This window comes from Luteibacter sp. W1I16 (genome assembly GCF_050434905.1).
GTDB lineage: Bacteria > Pseudomonadota > Gammaproteobacteria > Xanthomonadales > Rhodanobacteraceae > Luteibacter.
This window is the reverse complement of record NZ_JBNDJJ010000001.1, coordinates 3504274-3521390: the sequence shown is the minus strand read 5'-3', so window position 1 is coordinate 3521390 and position 17117 is coordinate 3504274. Positions and strand designations below refer to the sequence as shown.

Genomic DNA, 17117 nt, shown 5'->3' with positions numbered 1-17117 from the left:
GATCCTGATCCCACAAGGTCGGCTCCCACCGAAGCAGGTTGACGTGCGGATCAGAGCAAGCGGCGCAACAGGCCCGAGGCTCGCTGTGTCTTCCGCTGCACCGCGTAGCCGAGGATGTCCGGCGCGGCCAGTGAGGTGAACCAGCGCCTGGCACGCGTCACGCCCGTATAGACCAGTTCGCGTGTCAGCACGGGAGACGGTTCGACGGGCAGCGCGAGCGCCGTATGCTCGAACTCCGAGCCCTGCGATTTGTGCACGGTCATCGCATACACCGTTTCCACCGCCGCCAGACGGCTCGGCACGACGAAACGGATGCGTTCGCCGCCGCGCTCGTCCATCACGGCGAACACCACGCGCAGGGCCATGCCACCCTGCCCGTCCGGCACCCACAGCGTGACGCCCACGTCGCCATTCATCAGGCCCAGCGCGTAATCGTTACGCGTGACCATCACCGGGCGGCCTTCGTACCACCCGTCCACCGCATCGATGAGGCCTCGTTCGAGCAGACCCTGTGCGATGCGCTCGTTCTGCCGCACCACGCCGGTCTCGCCATGCCGCGTGGCGCAGAGCAACTGAAACCGCGCATAGGCCTGCAATGCATCCGCACCCCATGCCTCGAAGTCGGCCAACGGCGCATCCGCCGCCGGACGTCGCGTTTCAATGCGCTCGAAATAATGCGTGTAACCGGGAGCCTCTCCCCGTCCCTGGATGGCCAGCGTGGCGACCGATTCGGGCGATGGCGCCAAGGCGGCGATGTCACCGTCCGCACGCTCCAGCACGGAGCGGACGCCCGCCAGGTCGCCGGCGTTGATCGCGGCGGCCAGCGCCCCGATGCCACTATCGTCGCCGAATCGCCTGCTACGGCGGAGCATCGCCACGTGCTGGTCGAGGGCACGCGCCTCGGCCGGCACTGTCCACGCGCCGACATCCACGTGGCATACCTCGGTCAACCACGCGTGCGTGTCCGCGTCGTAATAACCGCGGTCCGCGCGCGCACAGAGATCGCCGAGGACGGCGCCCGCTTCCACCGACGACAGCTGGTCCTTGTCGCCAAGCAGGATCAGGCGTGCGCCGGCGGGCAGCGCGTCCAGCGTCGCGGCCATCATCTCCAGGTCGATCATCGAGGCTTCGTCGATGACGAGGACATCCAGGTGCAGGGGATTGTCGCGGTCGTGGCGGAAGGCACGGCTGTCCGGCCGGCTGCCCAGCAGCCGGTGCAAGGTCGTCACTTCGGCCGGGATCGCCTGCTTCACCGCCGCCTCCACATCGAGGCGCTCGATCTGCCCGGCGATGGACGCATTCAATCGCGCGGCGGCCTTGCCGGTGGGGGCGGCGAGGCGAATGCGCAGGCGCGGCAGGCCTTCGCGATGTGCCAAGGCCTGCAAGAGCCCCAGCACGCGCACGACCGTGGTGGTCTTGCCCGTGCCCGGTCCGCCCGTCACCACGGCGAAGGCGCCGCGTATAGCGATGGCGCAGGCGATCTTCTGCCAGTCCGGGCCATCGCCATCACGAGGGAAGAGACGATCGAGTTCGACATCGAGGTCGGCTGGCACGGGCATGTGGCCGAAGCGTGACACGATGGCTTCGGCGACACGAGCCTCGTCCCGCCAGAAACGCCGCAAGTAGATCCACCCGCCGTCGAGTACCAGCGGAGCGGCCGGGTCGCCGGCGGGACCGGCCACGAGCGTTGACGCGCCAAGCCATCCCTCCGCGTCCATAAGCGCGCCTTCCATCTCGCCCAGGCGCGCCACGTCCAAGCAGATATGCCCCTCGCCCAGTTCGCGGCTCACCAGGGCCGACGCGGCCAGGACGCGCGCGTCGACGCCCGGTTCGAGACTGCCGAGGAAACGCGCGAACGCACGGTCGATGGAACGCAGCCGTCCTTCGGCCACCGCCGTGTCGAGCCAGTGCGAGATATCGGCGATCATGCGTCCGCCCCTTCGAACAAAGCGTCGAGCGCCTCGATCATCGCCTTCGGCGGACGCTCCACGTGGACACCGTGACCTTTGCCGTCGATGCCGCGCAGGTAGAGGTACACCGCGCCGCCCACGTGGATGTCGTAGTCATATGCCGCGCCGAGCCGCGCGCGCAGTTGCCGGTGCAGCGCGAGCAGGTATAGCGCGTATTGCAGTTCATAACGGGAGTCGAGGATCGACCGTCGCATGGCGGCGGGCGTATACGCCTGCTCGTCGCCCCCCAACCAGTTGGATTTGTAATCGGCCACGTACCAACGCCCCTCGTGTTCGACGATGAGGTCGATGAAGCCCTTGAGCATGCCATTGACACGGTCGGCGGCCAGCGACGGCCGGGCCGCCCCATCGAGCGTGAATTCGCGCACGATGCGATCCAACGCCAGGGTATCCACGCCACGCGCCTCGAACATGAACTCGAGTTCGGCGCGATAACGCCGTGGATCATCGAGGGCCGCCAACACGAGATGGCACCCATCCGGCAACGTCAGCGGCGTACGCAGGAAGCCTAGCAGCCAGTCGGTGAGCGGATCGATCGCACGCTCCCAGCCCCGGCGTTCGCATCGCCGCGCGACGGTGTCGCGAACACGTGCCGGGTCGGCGGCGACCTCGGCGAAGCCTTCTTCGGCGGCCCATTCGAGCAGGTCGTGAAGGAAGGTACCCGCTTCGGCGCCCCGCTCGAAGCCATGGATGGTGGCGATGTCGGCCGGTGTCGCCGCCGGCTCCGTCGCGTACTCGACGATCACGTCGTCCGCCGCGGTTTCCGGCGCTGCCACGGCATCGTCGGCATAGCGCAACGCGCTGTAGCTGGCGATCCACCACGGCGCGGCGCGGGGAATGTGGGGCTCTCGCGCCGGCTGCGGATGCTCGCCTCGCGTGGCCGGCTGGTAAGGATGCTCGTGTGGCGCGGGCATGTACTCGACGGCGATGGAGGGATGTCCCCCGGCCAGTTCGCGCAACATGCCCTCGATGGCACCGTTGTCGATCTCGTTGCCGCCACCCAGCACGTGACCGAAGGCGCCGCGATGCAGTTGTGGCTTCTTCGAAGGGTTGTGGCAGACAGGCGCCACGCCGACCCAGCATGCATGGCGCGCACGGGTCATCGCGACGTACAGCAGGCGCAGGTCTTCCTGCAGCGCCGCACGCTCGGCTGCTTCCTTGGCTTCGCGCACGGGCTCGCCGGCGCCATCGTGACTGGCGGCCAACAATTCCAGTTGGGCGCCGGCGCCGTCGTGATAGCGATAGCCCTGGCCCGCACGGGCACTCCCCGACGCGCAGGCGAAGGGCAGGAACACGAGCGGATATTCCAGGCCCTTCGACTTGTGGATCGTGACGACCTTGACCAGGTCGTCGTCGCTTTCCAGGCGGACGATCTGGTCGTCGCCATGGTGGGTGGATGTGTCGGCGATGCGCTCCGACAGGTGGCGGATCAGCGCCTGCTCACCTTCGATGGTGGCGGCGGCTTGCTGCAGCAACTCCGCCAGGTGCAGCAGGTTGGTCAGCGAACGCTCGCCACCCGGCGCCTCGAGCAAGCGAGCCGGCAAATCGAAGACATGGAGGAAGCGATGCAGCATCGCGAGCACCCCGCCCCTGCGCCAGGTCTCGCGCAGTTCGAACAGCTGCTGGCCGCGCCTTTCCCAGTGTCGTTCGTCCACGTTGAGGCGTTCGAGCTCGGCATACCCGAGGTCGAGGCTGCGCGTCGCGAGCGCGGCGCGCATCGCCGTGTCCGACGCGGGCTCCGCCACCGCCCGTAACCAGAGCAGCACGTCGTGCGCCTCGATGCTGTCGAGCACGGAATCGCGATCGGACAGGAAGACGCTGCGCACGTTGCGCCGCGCGAGCGCCGTGCGCATCTCGGCTGCTTCGTTGTGACTGCGCACGAGGACGGCGATATCCGCCGGCCTGAGCGGCGCGAACGTGCTTTCATCGGACAGGAAGCCGCACTGGCCACGCTCCGCCGCCTGCAACAGATCGACGATGCCGGCCGCGCACGCACCGGCCATCTGCTCGCGATACACGCGTACGCCTACCGGCGCCTCGTCATCGAGCAACCAGAGGCGCAACGCGGGTTGGGGCTGTCCCTCGACCACGAAGGTTTCCGGCCGCCCGCGCGCTCTCACGGGGACGAAGGGCAAACCGCGATCGGCGAAGTGGAACGCGCCCGTGGCATGCCGCTCCGCATACCCGAAGACCGCGTTCACCGCGGCCACCATGCCTTCGCTGGATCGATGGTTTGTATCGAGGCTGTAGTGCGGTGGTTGCGCTTCGCCGCGCGCGGTGAGGTAGGTATGGATGTCCGCGCCGCGGAAGGCATAGATCGCCTGCTTCGGATCGCCGATCAGCAACAGGCCCACCGACGGCACGCCCGCATACACGGCCCGGAAGATCCGGTACTGGAGCGGGTCGGTATCCTGAAATTCATCGATCAGCGCCAGTGGGAACTGCTCGCGCAGCGTCGCCGCCAGGCCAGCTCCGGATGGCGACGCCAGCGCGAGGTCGAGGCGCAGCAAAAGATCATCGAAACCGATCTGCGCACGGCGGCGCTTCTGTGCGGCGAATCGCTCACGCACCCATTGCAAGGCATCGGCAAGCACGGCATGGCGAACCGGAACCTTTCCCGCCTGCCATTCCTGCCAGCGTTCGAGCGCCGCGAATGCGGGATGGGCCGGCGGGGTCTTGCCCTTGGCGGTGGCCTTGACGAGGCGGCTCGTGGCATAGCGCGCGATGTCGAAACCGGCCGCGTCTCCGCTCGATGTCCAGCGGCGCATCGCGGCCATATCCTCCGGCATGCGCTCGGGCTTGTACCAGCCGTTGTGCAGGACCTTGTCGCGCGTGGCCGCGAAAATCATCGCCTCGATCGCATCCGCATCCGCCGCCCACGTCGAGGCGGCGTCGCTGTTCCGACGCGCCGCTTCCTCATCCCAGGCCGCGCGCCCGGCAAGGATGGCGGCGATATCCACCACCTCGGGCAGCACTTCCCCGTTGACCCGCAAGGTGGTTTCGCCGCCGGCGAGAAGTGGCCGCAGCGAACGCGACAAGGCGTCGGGGGAAGTCCACTCCTCGATGACCGGCGCCAGCCGCGCCTCGTCGAGCGGATAGAAGGCCTGGCGCCAGTAGTCGCGCACGCACTCGGCGAGTAACTCGCTCTCGTCGGGCTCCAGCGTCTGCGCGAACGCATGGCCGCTGCCGAACGCGTGCTGGGTCAGCATGCGCTGGCTCCAGCCATGGATGGTGAAGATGGCCGCTTCGTCCATCCATTGCGCGGCCAGTTCCAACCGGCGCGCGCACGCCGCATGGCGCTCTGCCGGCTGGGTATCCAGCAAGCCGGCGAGGAACGGCTCGCCGGAATGGCCATCGCGGAAGGCGCGCGCCGCGTCCACGAGCCGCGTGCGGATGCGTTCGCGCAATTCCTGCGTGGCCGCCTCGGTGAACGTCACGACGAGGATCTGCGGGGGCAGCAGTGGTTCGGCGATGCCGTGGCCGAGCACGGCGCGCACGTAGAGCGCCGCGATGGTCCAGGTCTTGCCGGTACCCGCGCTCGCCTCGATCAGGCGCACGCCATCGAGCGGCATCGACAGGGGTTGCAGCGGCTGCACGTTCGCGCTCATGCGGACTCCACGCGCAGGCAGCCGACGACATCACGGTACGGTTGCAGCCAGCGCTCGAAGCCCGCCTGTTCCAGCGTGACAAAATCGGGATACGCGCGAAGCAGGTAGGGATCGCCGTCCACCTCGCCGCGCGAACGCTCGTGCACGCCGTCGTATGTCCGGCGCGCCGCCGCGGCGGCTTCGTCAGGCGAGGCCGTGGCGAGCGCCGCCAGCGCCGTTCGCACGGCGACCGGCAGAGGCGCGCGCATGCCTTCGAGCCACGCGCGTACCAGTGTCTCCAGCATGGCCATGGCATGGGTGGCATCGATGGGCGCCAGGATCGCCGTGGCGTCCGGCCCGATGTAACGTGTTTCCAACGCGAGGCCGGCGGCCTGTGCGACGAGGTGATCGACCCACGGCATCACCAGCCGGTGCGCATGCACGGTACCTTCGTTGTCCAGCACGTTGGACGGAGACAACAGGAAGGCGGCGAGCCGTCCCTCCCTGTCGGCGCGAAGATCCGCCAGCCAGTCCTCGATGACGATACCCGCGGCCTCGATGCGAACCTCTCGCTTGCCTGCATCCAGCGGCCACGCACGCCGTTCGGCGGTGAAGCGCGCGAACACGGTCGTCGCGGTTGCTTCGATCTCTCGGCGCACCGGCCCGGCGAAGCCGCCCATCGGGAACAGGCCGCTGCGTTGCAGACGGGCCGTGGCGGCATCGATCGACGACCCGGCATCGCCCTCCGTGTGAATCGCGGCACGCAACACCGCGTCGGTCATGCTGAAACGGTCTAACCCATCGATGGCGAATGGCTCGAGTTCATCCGTCGCCGCCTCCACCGCGTCGAAGCGGACGCCCAGGCGCGACTGGAAGAACTCGCGGACGGGATGGCGCAGGAAACGGCGCAGCACGGCGAGACCGAGCGGGCGCTCGACGGACACGGGCGGCAAAGCGTCGTCCATCACTCGTTCGGCGCCGTCATGGGCTTGCCGCCACTCACGTGCATAGGTGAAGAGCCTTTCGTCTCCGGTGCCGAAATAGGCGCGACTGAATGGTTGTAGCGGATGCTCCACCGTGATGCGCGGCAGCAAGGGACCACCATCGCCCGCTTGCCACCCCGCGGCGAGATAATCGCGTAGCTGCCCCACCAGCACCGAAGGCGCGCGTTCGGCGTTGTCCCGCGCGCTGCGTCCGACCCATCCGATGTGCAACGCATCCCGTGCGGAAAGCAGAGCTTCGAGGAACAGGTAGCGGTCGTCCTCGCGCCGCGAGCGGTCGCCAGGACGCCACGCCCCGGACCGCGACATCAGGTCGAAATCCATCGGCGGACGTGCGCGCGGATAATCGCCGTCGTTCATGCCCAGCAGGCATACGAGGCGGAACGGAATCGCCCGCATCGGCATCAGGGTGCCGAAACTCACGGCACCGGCGAGGAAGCGCTTCGACAGGCCACCGTCGTCGAGTTGTCCCAGCCAGGCCTCGCGCACGACATCCACGGGGAGCGCCTCATCGAACGCGGCTTCCGCGCAGGCGCGCTCCCAGGCGTCCAGGGCTTCGTGCAGGCGCTGGATGCGCATGCTGTCGTCGGGCTCGGCCGCTTCGAAGAACTCGCGCATCAGCGCGCGCAGCCGGAGGGCCCATGTGGCGGGGGGCGCTGGCTCAGCCATCGATCGCCAGTGCGTACCGAGGCTGTCCAGCAAGTCGGACAGCGGCCCGACCAGGCCCGCGTCGAGCCCACCGACCTCGTCATACGGTTCGATGTCACCCCACGCCTCGCCACGCCCGACGGCGTACCCCAACAACATGCGCCTGAGGCCGAAGCGCCACGTGTTCTGTTCGAGGGCGGGAAGCCCCAACGACGCCCGTTGCGCGGCGTCGAGCCCCCAACGGATGCCTGCGCCTTCGATCCAGCGATGCACGAGCGGCAAGTCGTCCTCGCCGAGTCCGAAGCGTTTGCGTATCGCCGGCACGTCGAGCAGGTCGGCGAGGTCGCCGGCGGCGAAGCGCGACTCGGTCATGCCCAGCAACATGTCGAGCGCCATCACCAGCGGCACGGTCCCACGCGAGGCGCGGTCGGCCACGCTGAAGGGAATGTAACGCGGGTCGTCGCGTGGCACGCGGCCGAACACCGCATCGATGTGCGGTCCGTAGGTTTCGATGTCGGGCACCATCACGATCATGTCGCGCGGCAGGATCGGGGCTCCCTCGCGCGCCGAGGCCTCGAAACGCGCCAGCAACTGATCGTGGAGGATCTCCACCTCACGCTGCGGACCGTGAGCGACATGGAAGGCGATGCTGGTGTCGCCCGGGTCGACCGTCGCGGGCGTCGCCGGCACGGGATCCAGGTCGAGGATCGCCGCCTGTACCTTGCCGAGCAAGCGCCGTGACGATGGCTCGGCGAACAGGTCGATGCGCTGGTCCCATGCGGTGAAGCGTTCGCGGTAACTCTCCGGATGATCGAACTCATCGAGCATGCGGATGTAATCACGGCCCTGCTTGCCCCACGCCGCAAGCAACGGATTCGCGTGCAGATGCATGTCCGCGTCGGAGGGCAAGGCCGGCATGCCCGGTTTCAGTGCCTGACGCCGCCGTTCGGCACGCAGCAACTCACGGTCGTCGACGATGTCGGCCCAGTAGTGGCGGCATGGATTCATCACCACCAGCAACACCTGCGACCAGCGTGAGATGGCGGACAGCGCCTCCAGTGTCTGCCGGGGCAGCGACGACATGCCGAACACCACGATCCGCCTCGGCAGCGCCGCCGGCCGCGAGGTGGCCGATGCGATCGTTGCCAGGAACCGTTCGTGCACGGCCGCGCGATGGCCATCGGCCTCGCCAGCCCCCACGTCGTCCAGCAGGCGCCGCCACAACGCGGCCTGCCAGCGGTCGCCAGCGGAGAGAACGGGAGCCCCGCCACGGGCATCGCGCATCACATCGCGCCCGGCTGCCCAGTCGTCCAGCCAATCGGCCCGGTACACCTGGTACTGGTCGTAAAGATCGGCGAGCCGCTCGGCGAGCTGGTGGCATTTACGTGGATCGTCCTCCCGCCCGAGGTAAGCGGCGAGCGACTCGAACCCGGCCTCTTCCGCCAGCGATGGCAACAGGCGCATGAGGCGCCAGACCAGTCGCGATTTGTCGAAGGGAGATTCCTGCGGCACCGCGTCGCGCCCGAGCACCGCGCGATAAGCCTTCCAGAGGAAGCGGCCGGGAAGCTGCACGTTCACCGCCGCCGCGATGCCCAGGCCGCCCTCGTCGACCGCGCGTGCCAACGCCATCTGGAACCACTGCGCGATACCGTTCGACTGGACCAGCACCCACTCGTCCTCGAGCGGCGCCAGCGGCGCGCGCCGAAGCCACGCGACCAGGACGTCGCGCAATTCCTCAAGGCGGTTGCCGTGCAGGACCATCAGGCCCGGCGCGATCTCGTCCACGTCGTTCAACGGGCGGCTCCAGGGCGAAAAACGTCAGCGTGGATCATCGCCGATCCACGTCTCGCCGGGCGAGACTTCAGAACGGCTTGGCGACGACGAGGAAGACGATCGCGAGCAGCACCAGCACCGGCAATTCGTTGAAGATGCGCAGCGTCTTCGTCGGCGGCAGCACGCCACCGGCGATGCTGCGCTTGAGCAGGCGGCCCGACCATATGTAATAGCCGAGCATGACGGCGACGAGCGCCAGCTTCGCATGCAGCCAACCGCCCTCGATGTGGAAATACAGCCAGAGGACGAGCCCGAACAGGAAGGCCAGTCCGAACATGTTGTGGCCGAACTTGTACAGGCGGCGGCCCATGAGTTCGAGCCGCGCCTTCACCGCGGGCTCGCTGCCGGCCTCGGCGATGTTGACCAGGATGCGCGGCAGGTAGAACACGGTCGCCATCCAGGCGATCACGAAGACGATATGCAGGGACTTGATCAGCGGGTAGGCCAGCACCGGCAGCGCTCCGTCGGGAAAGGCCATAGTTTAGGCAATAAAAAAGGAGCCGAGGGCTCCTTTTTGCGATCTTCGTGCCACTCGCCTGAGGGAAAGTGGTGGGCGGTACAAGGATCGAACTTGTGACCCCTACCATGTCAAGGTAGTGCTCTACCGCTGAGCTAACCGCCCGAAGAGCTGCGCAGTTTACCGGCCGCCGCACGGCTCCGCAAGGGTCCGGCCCGGATTTTTTACCGGCCCGGGACTCATGGCGGGAGTCAGCGCAGCGCCCGCTCGCGCAGGCGGTGGATCTCGTCGCGGATCTTGCCCGCCTCCTCGAACTCCAGGTTCTGGGCATGCTTGTACATGCGGGCCTCGAGCTTCTTGATGGCCGCGCCGGCCTGCTCCGGGCTAAGGGCCGCGTAGTCGGCGGCCTCCTCGGCCACCTTCTTCGCCGCTTCGCGGGCCTTCCTGCCCTTGCCGCCGCGCGAACCGACGTCGGCGCGGGCGCCTTCCATGATGTCCGCGATGCGGCGCACGACCGTGGTCGGCGTGATGCCGTGGGCGGCGTTGTATTCGATCTGCTTCTCGCGGCGGCGGGCGGTCTCGTCGATCGCGTCCCTCATCGAGCCGGTGATCTCGTCGCCGTAGAGGATCGCCTTGCCACGCACGTTGCGCGCCGCGCGGCCGATCGTCTGGATGAGCGAGCGGGTCGAGCGCAGGAAGCCTTCCTTGTCCGCGTCGAGGATCGCCACCAGTGAGACCTCGGGCATGTCGAGGCCTTCACGCAGCAGGTTGATGCCCACCAGCACGTCGAATTCGCCCAGGCGCAGGTCGCGAATGATCTCGGTGCGCTCCACGGTGTCGATGTCGGCATGCAGGTAACGCACCTTCACGTCCTGCTCGGACAGGTAGTCCGTGAGGTTCTCGGCCATCCGCTTGGTCAGCGTGGTCACCAGCACGCGGTCGCCCAGCGCGACCCGCTTGTGGATCTCGCCCAGCAGGTCGTCCACCTGGGTACGCACCGGACGCACCTCCACCTCGGGATCGATCAGGCCGGTCGGGCGCACCACCAGTTCCACCACGTTGTCGTCGGAACGTTCCAGCTCGTACTTCGCAGGCGTCGCCGACACGTAGATCGCACGGGGCGCACGACGCTCCCATTCCTCGAAGCGCAGCGGCCGGTTGTCCATCGCCGAAGGCAGGCGGAAACCGAACTCCACCAGGGTCTCCTTGCGCGAGCGGTCGCCCTTGTACATCGCGCCCAACTGCGGCACGGTCACATGCGATTCGTCCACCACCATCAACGCGTCCGGCGGCAGGTAATCGAACAGCGTCGGCGGCGGCTCGCCCGGGCCGCGGCGGGTCATGTGGCGCGAGTAGTTCTCGATGCCCTGGCAGAAACCCACCTCGGCCATCATCTCCAGGTCGAATCGCGTGCGCTGCTCCAGGCGCTGGGCCTCGACCAGTTTATTGTCGCGATACAGCTGCTCCAGGCGCTCGGAAAGCTCGACCTTGATCGTCTCCATCGCGTTCAGCACGCTCTGCCGCGTGCTCGCGTAATGGGTCTTCGGATACACGGTGTAGCGCGGCACCTTGCGCAGCACCTCGCCGGTCAGCGGATCGAACAGGGAGAGGTTTTCCACGTCGCCGTCGAACAACTCGATGCGCAACGCCTCGGATTCCGACTCCGCGGGGAACACATCGATGACCTCGCCGCGCACACGGTACGTACCGCGGCGCAGTTCCATTTCGTTGCGCACGTATTGCAGTTCGGTGAGCTGGCGGATCAACGCGCGCTGCTCGATGTGCTCGCCGCGCGACAGGATCAGGCGGAGGCTCATATAGTCTTCGGGATCACCGAGACCGTAGATCGCGGACACCGTGGCGACGATCAGTGAATCCCGCCGCGACAACAGGGCCTTGGTCGCGGCCAGGCGCATCTGCTCGATGTGGTCGTTGATGCTCGAATCCTTCTCGATGAAGGTGTCCGAGGCCACGACGTAGGCTTCCGGCTGGTAGTAGTCGTAGTAGCTGACGAAGTACTCCACCGCGTTGTGCGGGAAGAACTCCTTGAACTCGCCGTACAGCTGCGCGGCAAGCGTCTTGTTGGGCGCCAGCACAATGGTCGGTTTCTGGATCTTCTCGACCACGTTGGCGATCGTGAAGGTCTTGCCCGAGCCGGTGACGCCCAGGAGGGTCTGCGCGGCGAGTCCGGATTCGAAGCCTTCGGTGAGGCGGCGGATGGCCTCGGGCTGGTCGCCGGCGGGCTTGTACGGGGAAACGAGCTGGAAGCGATCGGTCATGGCTGACGATATGCAGGTTTGGATGCCAAGTTTAAAGCGCCAGCGCCTACACGCCGTGACGCGCCGCACCGATGGGTCGGCGCGCGGGCAGAGGGCAAGCTCGGGCGCCACCCAGTGCCCTTCCCATGCCCCGCCACCGTTCACACGGCTTCACCTGGACCGAACTGCTGGCCGTCATGGCCGTGACCGGCGTGCTCGCTAGTGTCGCGCTGCCGGCCCTGGGCGAGGCCCTTGCCCGCCACCGGCTCCGCGCGACGGCCGACGCCCTGATGGATGCCCTGGCCCGGACGCGCGCCACCGCCGTCCGCAGGAACCACCCCACCGTCCTCTGTGCGAGTCGCGACGGTCGCGCGTGCTCGCCTTCGTCCGACTGGACCCGGGGCTGGATCGGCTGGGACGACGATCAGCGCACGGTGTTCGAGTCGATGGAGCCTCTCGACGATGCGCTATCGGCCGCCCGCCGTCCGGGCCGCCAAGCCTTCACGTTCGGCCCGGATGGCACCTGCCCCGCCAGCAACCAGACCATCACGCTCTGCGTGCACGGCCGCCCCGCCACCGCCGTCTCGATCGTCGTCGCGCTTTCAGGCCGCGCGCGGCGCAAAACCGCCACGCCCGAGGACGCCGCCGCGTGTGCGCGCCCGCTGTCACGAAAACGTTAAGAGCGCTTGACAGCCCCTCCCCACTTCCACAAAATACGTGGCTCCCCGCCCGAATAGCTCAGCCGGTTAGAGCACTTGACTGTTAATCAGGGGGTCGTTGGTTCGAGTCCAACTTCGGGCGCCAGGTTTTGAAAGGGTCTGCAGCGATGCAGGCCCTTTTTTCTTGGTAGCGGGAGCGAAGAACCTTTTCTTTGGCTGCCCGTCTATTCCGCCCGAACCGCCGCGAGTAAATCCGCCCGCCCGTATGGCTTCTGCAAGCGCGCGCGAACGCCAGGCGTGTCACCAGGCAATTCGGCGTAACCACTGGCCAGGATCACGTGGATGTCCGGGTGCGAATCCGCCAGGTGCGACGCCAGTTCCGCGCCCGTCATGCCCGGCATGGCGTGGTCGGTGACGACGATGGAGAACGGCGACGTTCCATCGATAAGCTTCAGAGCCTGCAACGCGGACGACGCGCCCACGGCGTCGTAGCCTTCGAAAGAGAGCATCTCGACCGTCGTCGACAACACGAGTGGATCGTCGTCGACCACCAGGACGGACGTCGCGTTGGCGGCGACGGGCATGGCACCGGCCGACGACGGTTCCTGCACCGACACATCCGTCTTGTCAGTCGCCGAGCGTTCGCCCGGCCGCACCACCTGGTTGGCCACGGGAAGCCACATGTCGACGACGGTGCCCTCGTTCCGTGAACTGCTGAGGCGCAAGGCGCCTCCGCACTGCTGGACGATGCCATGCACCATGGACAGCCCCAGACCCGTGCCTTTGCCCACGCCCTTGGTGGTGAAGAAGGGTTCGGTCGCCCGGGCCAATGTCGCCGGATCCATGCCCTCGCCCGTATCGGTGATGGAAAGCCGAACGTAGTCACCGGGAGGAAGGCCCAGGGCATCGGGATCGCGGACGACTTCGGCGCGCCCCGAGATCGTGACCGTTCCGCCATCAGGCATCGCGTCGCGCGCATTGACGCCCAGGTTCAGCAGGCAGAGCTCGAACTGGTTCGGGTCCACCAGCACGGCCGGCAACGACAACGGAAAACTCGCCTCGACCACGACGGAGGGACCGAGCGACGTGCGCATGAGATCGGACATGCCGTAGACCAGGTCCGCCAGGTTCACCGGCTCCAGGTGCAATTGCTGGCGCCGGGCGAAGGCGAGCATGCGCTGCGTGAGCGCCACGCCCCGGCGAACGCCGCTCAAGGCATTCGTGACGAGCGTACGAGCCTTTGCAGGAAGATCCTGTCGCTGGGTCAGCAGTTCCAGGTTGCCATGGATGGCCATGAGCAGGTTGTTGAAATCGTGCGCCACGCCGCCGGTGAGCTGGCCGACCGCCTCGAGCTTCTGCGACTGGAACAAGGCCTCCCGAGCCTGCTCGAGGGCGCGGGCGGCGTTGCGCTGCTCCGTGACGTCGCGCGTGACCTTCGCGAAGCCGACGAACTTGCCCGACTCGTCGTCGATGCGATCGAGCACCACGTGGGCCCAGAAACGGCTGCCGTCCTTGCGCACGCGCCAGCCTTCGGTTTCCAGGCGCCCCACCTCTTTCGCCGCTTGCAGGTTCGACCATGGCTCACGGCGGGCGACATCGTCCGGCGCGAAAAAGGCGGAATAATGCCTTCCGATGATCTCTTCGGGCAGGTAGCCCTTGATCCGCTCGGCGCCGGAGTTCCAGCTGGAGACGTTACCCTCGGGATCGAGCATGTAGATGGCATAGTCCGCCACCCCCTGGACCAGGAGGCGGAACTGTTCGTGGCTGCGTCGGAGTTCTTCTAGGTCGTCGTGCTTCATCAGTGGCCCCTGGCTCAGCGCGGCAACCTACCGACGTGCTGCTCACAAAAATGTGAAGTCGCTTTCACGGTCGGCAGACGGCTTGGCATCAGCTGTCGATCTGGGTGATGGAGGCCACCCGGCCCTTGACCACCTCGAACTGGATCGACTTGCCGCGCTGGAAGTATTCAAGCCGGTAGCCTTCCAGCCCGCCGTGGCGGGTTTCGATCGGTGTCTCGCGATCCGGTTTGCCAGCGACCTGGCGGAGACGGCCCTCGCTGTCGCCGGTGGAGACGACCTGCGAGCCGAAACGGTAGGTGTCCGCGGCGGCGGCACCGATGGAAAAAACGGCGAGGATGATCGTAGCGGCGACACGCTTCATGGCGGGCTCCTTGTCTGCGTTGGCACGGAGCGTATACCCCGGTAGCCGCCCAGCCAAGATGGCGGCCCCCTCGCCCCTGCCGGGGTCAGGCTTTCGACACGTGGGTATTGCCCGCGATGAACCAGCGCCAGAGCAGGTCCGTGCCTTCACGGATGCCGATACGCGCCGAGCCCGGCACGAATTCCGGCGGTGGCATGCCATCGTCCACCACGGTGTACCCATCGCGCGCCCTCACCAGGTCGATGCCGTTCTGCGCCCCGGTGATTCCAAGGGCCTGGGTGAGCCGCGCAGGCCCGCTGCAAAGTTCTCGATCACGGCGGGCCTTGGGCCGCGCCTGGCGCATGAGGTCGATTCCGGCCAGCGGCTCTAGCGCGCGGATGAGCACGCCCGCCCCCTCCCCGTCGTCGCCGCAGACGGTGTTGCAGCACCAATGCATCCCATAGGTGAAGTACACATACATGTGCCCGGGCGGCCCGAACATGACGGCGTTGCGTTTGGTCTTTCCGCGATACGTGTGCGCCGCCGGGTCGATCGCGCCGCAGTACGCTTCCACTTCCACGATGCGTCCCGCACGGCCATCGGCGCACGCCAGCACCTTGTTGAGCAACTGCGGGCCCACGACACGTGGGTCACGATGGAAGAAAGAGCGCGGAAGGATGTCGCCAGGCCAGCGAGGTCGACGGGGTGCCATCAGGTCTCCGGGGTCTCGCCATCGGTATCCGGATCGGGCCCCGGCCTCTCGACCGGCTCGTGATCGTAAGGCGGCGGCGAGGTGCCGGGCAGCGGCTTCTCGCTGTCCGGCACGGGACGATGCGGTCGTGGCATGACGTTCTCCTGTGGCGCGTACGCCGATCAGAATACGCCAAGCAACCAGCAGATCAGGACGATGGCGAGGATGACGCCGATACCGCCGCTCGGACCGTAGCCCCACGAACTGGAGTAACCCCAGGTCGGAAGGCCGCCGATGAGGGCGATGATGAGGACGATGATAAGGATGGTGACCAGCATGGACGTCTCCCCGCAGTGGACTGTGAGCGCATCGTCGCGCGCGCCACCGTCTAGGAGGCGTGACGCGGGCCGCCTCGTTCCGCGTCACGTTCAGCGAACGGACGGCCGGCGCCCGCAAGCCACCGGCCGGTGTATCAGGTGCGAACCACGTAGCAGGGCTCGTACGCCGTGCCGCCGGGGAGCTTCATGCGGTGCTGTTCGACGAAGGCCTTCAGCAGGTCGTCCAGCGCACGCATGATGTCGGTCTCGCCGTCGATCACGAAGGGACCGCGTGCCTCGATGGCCTTGACGCCTTCTTCCTTCACGTTGCCCGCGACGATGCCTGAGAACGCGCGGCGGAGATCAGCGGCCAGCTCGTGCCGCGGACGGTCGCGATGCAGGGCGAGCCCGGCCATCGCTTCGTGGGTCGGACGGAACGGCTGCTGGAAGGACAACGGGATGTCGAGCGCCCAGTTGAAGAAGAAGGCGTCCTTGTTGTCCAGCCGGTGGTTGCGCACCTTGTCGATGCCCGAGACCATGGCATGCGCCACCGCGGCGGGATCGTCGATGATGATCTTGTAGTGCTTCGCCACGTCGTCGCCGAGCGCGAGGCGCAGGAAGCGGTCGATCTGCTCGAAGTAGGCAGCCGAATTCTGCGGGCCGGTGAAGATCAGCGGGAACGGAATGCCCTTGTTCTGCGGCAACAGGAGAATGCCGAGCATGTAGAGGATTTCTTCCGCCGTGCCGACGCCGCCGGGGAACACGATGATGCCGTGGCCGAGACGGACGAAGGCCTCGAGGCGCTTCTCGATGTCCGGCATGATCACCAGGTTGTTGACGATCGGGTTCGGCGATTCGGCCGCGATGATGCCCGGCTCGGTCACGCCGATATAGCGATTGCCCTTGCGGCGTTGCTTCGCGTGGGCGATGGTCGCGCCTTTCATCGGACCCTTCATCGCACCCGGACCGCAGCCCGTGCAGATGTCCAGGCTGCGCAGGCCGAGTTGGTAACCGACGCGCTTGGTGTACTCGTATTCGTCGCGCGAAATGGAATGGCCACCCCAGCAGACCACGAGGTTCGGGTCCACCTGCGGACGCAGGATGCGCGAATTACGCAGGATCTCGAACACGGCATGCGTGATGCCGACGGTGTCGTCCAGGTCGAACGCGCCGGTTTCCAGCTGCGTCGACACGTAGACGATATCGCGTACCACGGCCACGAGCAGTTCATTGATGCCGCGGATGATGCGGCCATCGACGAAGGCCTGCTCCGGCGCGTTCTTCAGTTCGATCTTGATGCCGCGATCTTCTTGCAGCACCTGCACGTCGAAGTCCGGGTACTGCTCGAACATCGAGCCCGGATCGTCGGAAAGGTTGCCCGAGGTCAGCACCGCCAGCGCGCAACGGCGCAGCAGCTGATGCAGCCCGGACCCGCTCGCGTCGCGCAGGCGCGCGACTTCGTTACGGGAGAGGATGTCGAGACCGCCGGCCGGCGAGACACGCGCACTGACGGTCTTGCCGGAAACCGGATCCCCGAACTGGATGGCATTCATGGAG

12 protein-coding genes and 2 tRNA genes are annotated in these 17117 nt (G+C 67.1%); 2 read left to right on the top strand and 12 right to left on the bottom strand.

Annotated elements, in window-relative coordinates; translation table 11 throughout:
• Positions 1-50 precede the first annotated feature (50 nt).
• The 6 genes from recD to uvrB all read right to left on the bottom strand — a co-directional run bounded on the left by recD (position 51) and on the right by uvrB (position 11775).
• A complete protein-coding gene (gene recD, locus QFZ41_RS15520; protein ID WP_429199571.1) occupies positions 51-1928 on the bottom strand; it encodes an exodeoxyribonuclease V subunit alpha in 1878 nt (625 codons plus the stop codon).
• Positions 1925-5578, bottom strand: coding sequence for an exodeoxyribonuclease V subunit beta (recB, locus tag QFZ41_RS15515; protein WP_429199570.1), 3654 nt, complete (start codon positions 5576-5578; stop codon positions 1925-1927). Before recB ends, recD begins: the two co-directional genes overlap by 4 nt.
• A complete protein-coding gene (gene recC, locus QFZ41_RS15510) occupies positions 5575-8991 on the bottom strand; it encodes an exodeoxyribonuclease V subunit gamma (RefSeq protein WP_429200263.1) in 3417 nt (1138 codons plus the stop codon). The genes recB and recC overlap by 4 nt, the downstream gene beginning before the upstream one ends.
• 76 nt (positions 8992-9067) lie before the next feature.
• The gene (locus QFZ41_RS15505) at positions 9068-9490 is read right to left on the bottom strand and encodes a CopD family protein (protein WP_429200261.1); all 423 of its coding nucleotides are present in this window, start codon (positions 9488-9490) and stop codon (positions 9068-9070) included.
• Between the two features lie 96 nt (positions 9491-9586).
• Positions 9587-9661, bottom strand: a tRNA-Val gene (locus QFZ41_RS15500).
• 86 nt (positions 9662-9747) lie between these two features.
• Positions 9748-11775: an excinuclease ABC subunit UvrB gene (gene uvrB / locus QFZ41_RS15495; protein WP_429199569.1), complete on the bottom strand. Its 2028-nt coding sequence runs from the start codon at positions 11773-11775 to the stop codon at positions 9748-9750.
• 125 nt (positions 11776-11900) lie between these two features.
• On the opposite strand from uvrB, the gene QFZ41_RS15490 reads away from it, so the two are divergent.
• Positions 11901-12434, top strand: coding sequence for a GspH/FimT family pseudopilin (locus QFZ41_RS15490; protein WP_429199568.1), 534 nt, complete (start codon positions 11901-11903; stop codon positions 12432-12434).
• Positions 12435-12481: 47 nt separating this feature from the next.
• Positions 12482-12558: transfer RNA gene (locus QFZ41_RS15485), tRNA-Asn, on the top strand.
• Positions 12559-12637: 79 nt separating this feature from the next.
• Here the strand turns inward: QFZ41_RS15485 and QFZ41_RS15480 are convergent.
• From QFZ41_RS15480 to ppnN, 6 genes are all read right to left on the bottom strand, one after another.
• Positions 12638-14212, bottom strand: coding sequence for a PAS domain S-box protein (locus tag QFZ41_RS15480; protein WP_429199567.1), 1575 nt, complete (start codon positions 14210-14212; stop codon positions 12638-12640).
• Between the two features lie 88 nt (positions 14213-14300).
• The gene (locus tag QFZ41_RS15475) at positions 14301-14573 is read right to left on the bottom strand and encodes a hypothetical protein (RefSeq protein WP_429199566.1); all 273 of its coding nucleotides are present in this window, start codon (positions 14571-14573) and stop codon (positions 14301-14303) included.
• A gap of 85 nt (positions 14574-14658) precedes the next feature.
• Positions 14659-15264 carry a DNA-3-methyladenine glycosylase gene (locus tag QFZ41_RS15470; RefSeq protein WP_429199565.1) on the bottom strand — a complete coding sequence of 202 codons (606 nt, stop codon included), beginning with the start codon at positions 15262-15264 and terminating at the stop codon, positions 14659-14661.
• Entirely contained in the window at positions 15264-15398 is a 135-nt protein-coding gene (locus tag QFZ41_RS15465; protein WP_306850302.1) for a hypothetical protein, read from the bottom strand. Before QFZ41_RS15465 ends, QFZ41_RS15470 begins: the two co-directional genes overlap by 1 nt.
• 27 nt (positions 15399-15425) lie before the next feature.
• Positions 15426-15581 carry a DUF3309 family protein gene (locus QFZ41_RS15460; protein ID WP_429199564.1) on the bottom strand — a complete coding sequence of 52 codons (156 nt, stop codon included), beginning with the start codon at positions 15579-15581 and terminating at the stop codon, positions 15426-15428.
• 134 nt (positions 15582-15715) lie between these two features.
• Complete coding sequence (gene ppnN, locus QFZ41_RS15455) at positions 15716-17113, bottom strand: nucleotide 5'-monophosphate nucleosidase PpnN (protein WP_426285224.1); 1398 nt, start codon at positions 17111-17113, stop codon at positions 15716-15718.
• Between the last annotated feature and the right edge of the window lie 4 nt (positions 17114-17117).

Coding starts and splice junctions, on each gene's coding strand:
- recD (WP_429199571.1), bottom strand. CDS start 1,928: ATGATCGCCGATATCTCGCACTGGCTCGACACGGCGGTGGCCGAAGGA.
- recB (WP_429199570.1), bottom strand. CDS start 5,578: ATGAGCGCGAACGTGCAGCCGCTGCAACCCCTGTCGATGCCGCTCGAT.
- uvrB (WP_429199569.1), bottom strand. CDS start 11,775: ATGACCGATCGCTTCCAGCTCGTTTCCCCGTACAAGCCCGCCGGCGAC.
- QFZ41_RS15490 (WP_429199568.1), top strand. CDS start 11,901: ATGCCCCGCCACCGTTCACACGGCTTCACCTGGACCGAACTGCTGGCC.
- QFZ41_RS15480 (WP_429199567.1), bottom strand. CDS start 14,212: ATGAAGCACGACGACCTAGAAGAACTCCGACGCAGCCACGAACAGTTC.
- QFZ41_RS15475 (WP_429199566.1), bottom strand. CDS start 14,573: ATGAAGCGTGTCGCCGCTACGATCATCCTCGCCGTTTTTTCCATCGGT.
- QFZ41_RS15470 (WP_429199565.1), bottom strand. CDS start 15,264: ATGGCACCCCGTCGACCTCGCTGGCCTGGCGACATCCTTCCGCGCTCT.
- QFZ41_RS15465 (WP_306850302.1), bottom strand. CDS start 15,398: ATGCCACGACCGCATCGTCCCGTGCCGGACAGCGAGAAGCCGCTGCCC.
- QFZ41_RS15460 (WP_429199564.1), bottom strand. CDS start 15,581: ATGCTGGTCACCATCCTTATCATCGTCCTCATCATCGCCCTCATCGGC.
- ppnN (WP_426285224.1), bottom strand. CDS start 17,113: ATGAATGCCATCCAGTTCGGGGATCCGGTTTCCGGCAAGACCGTCAGT.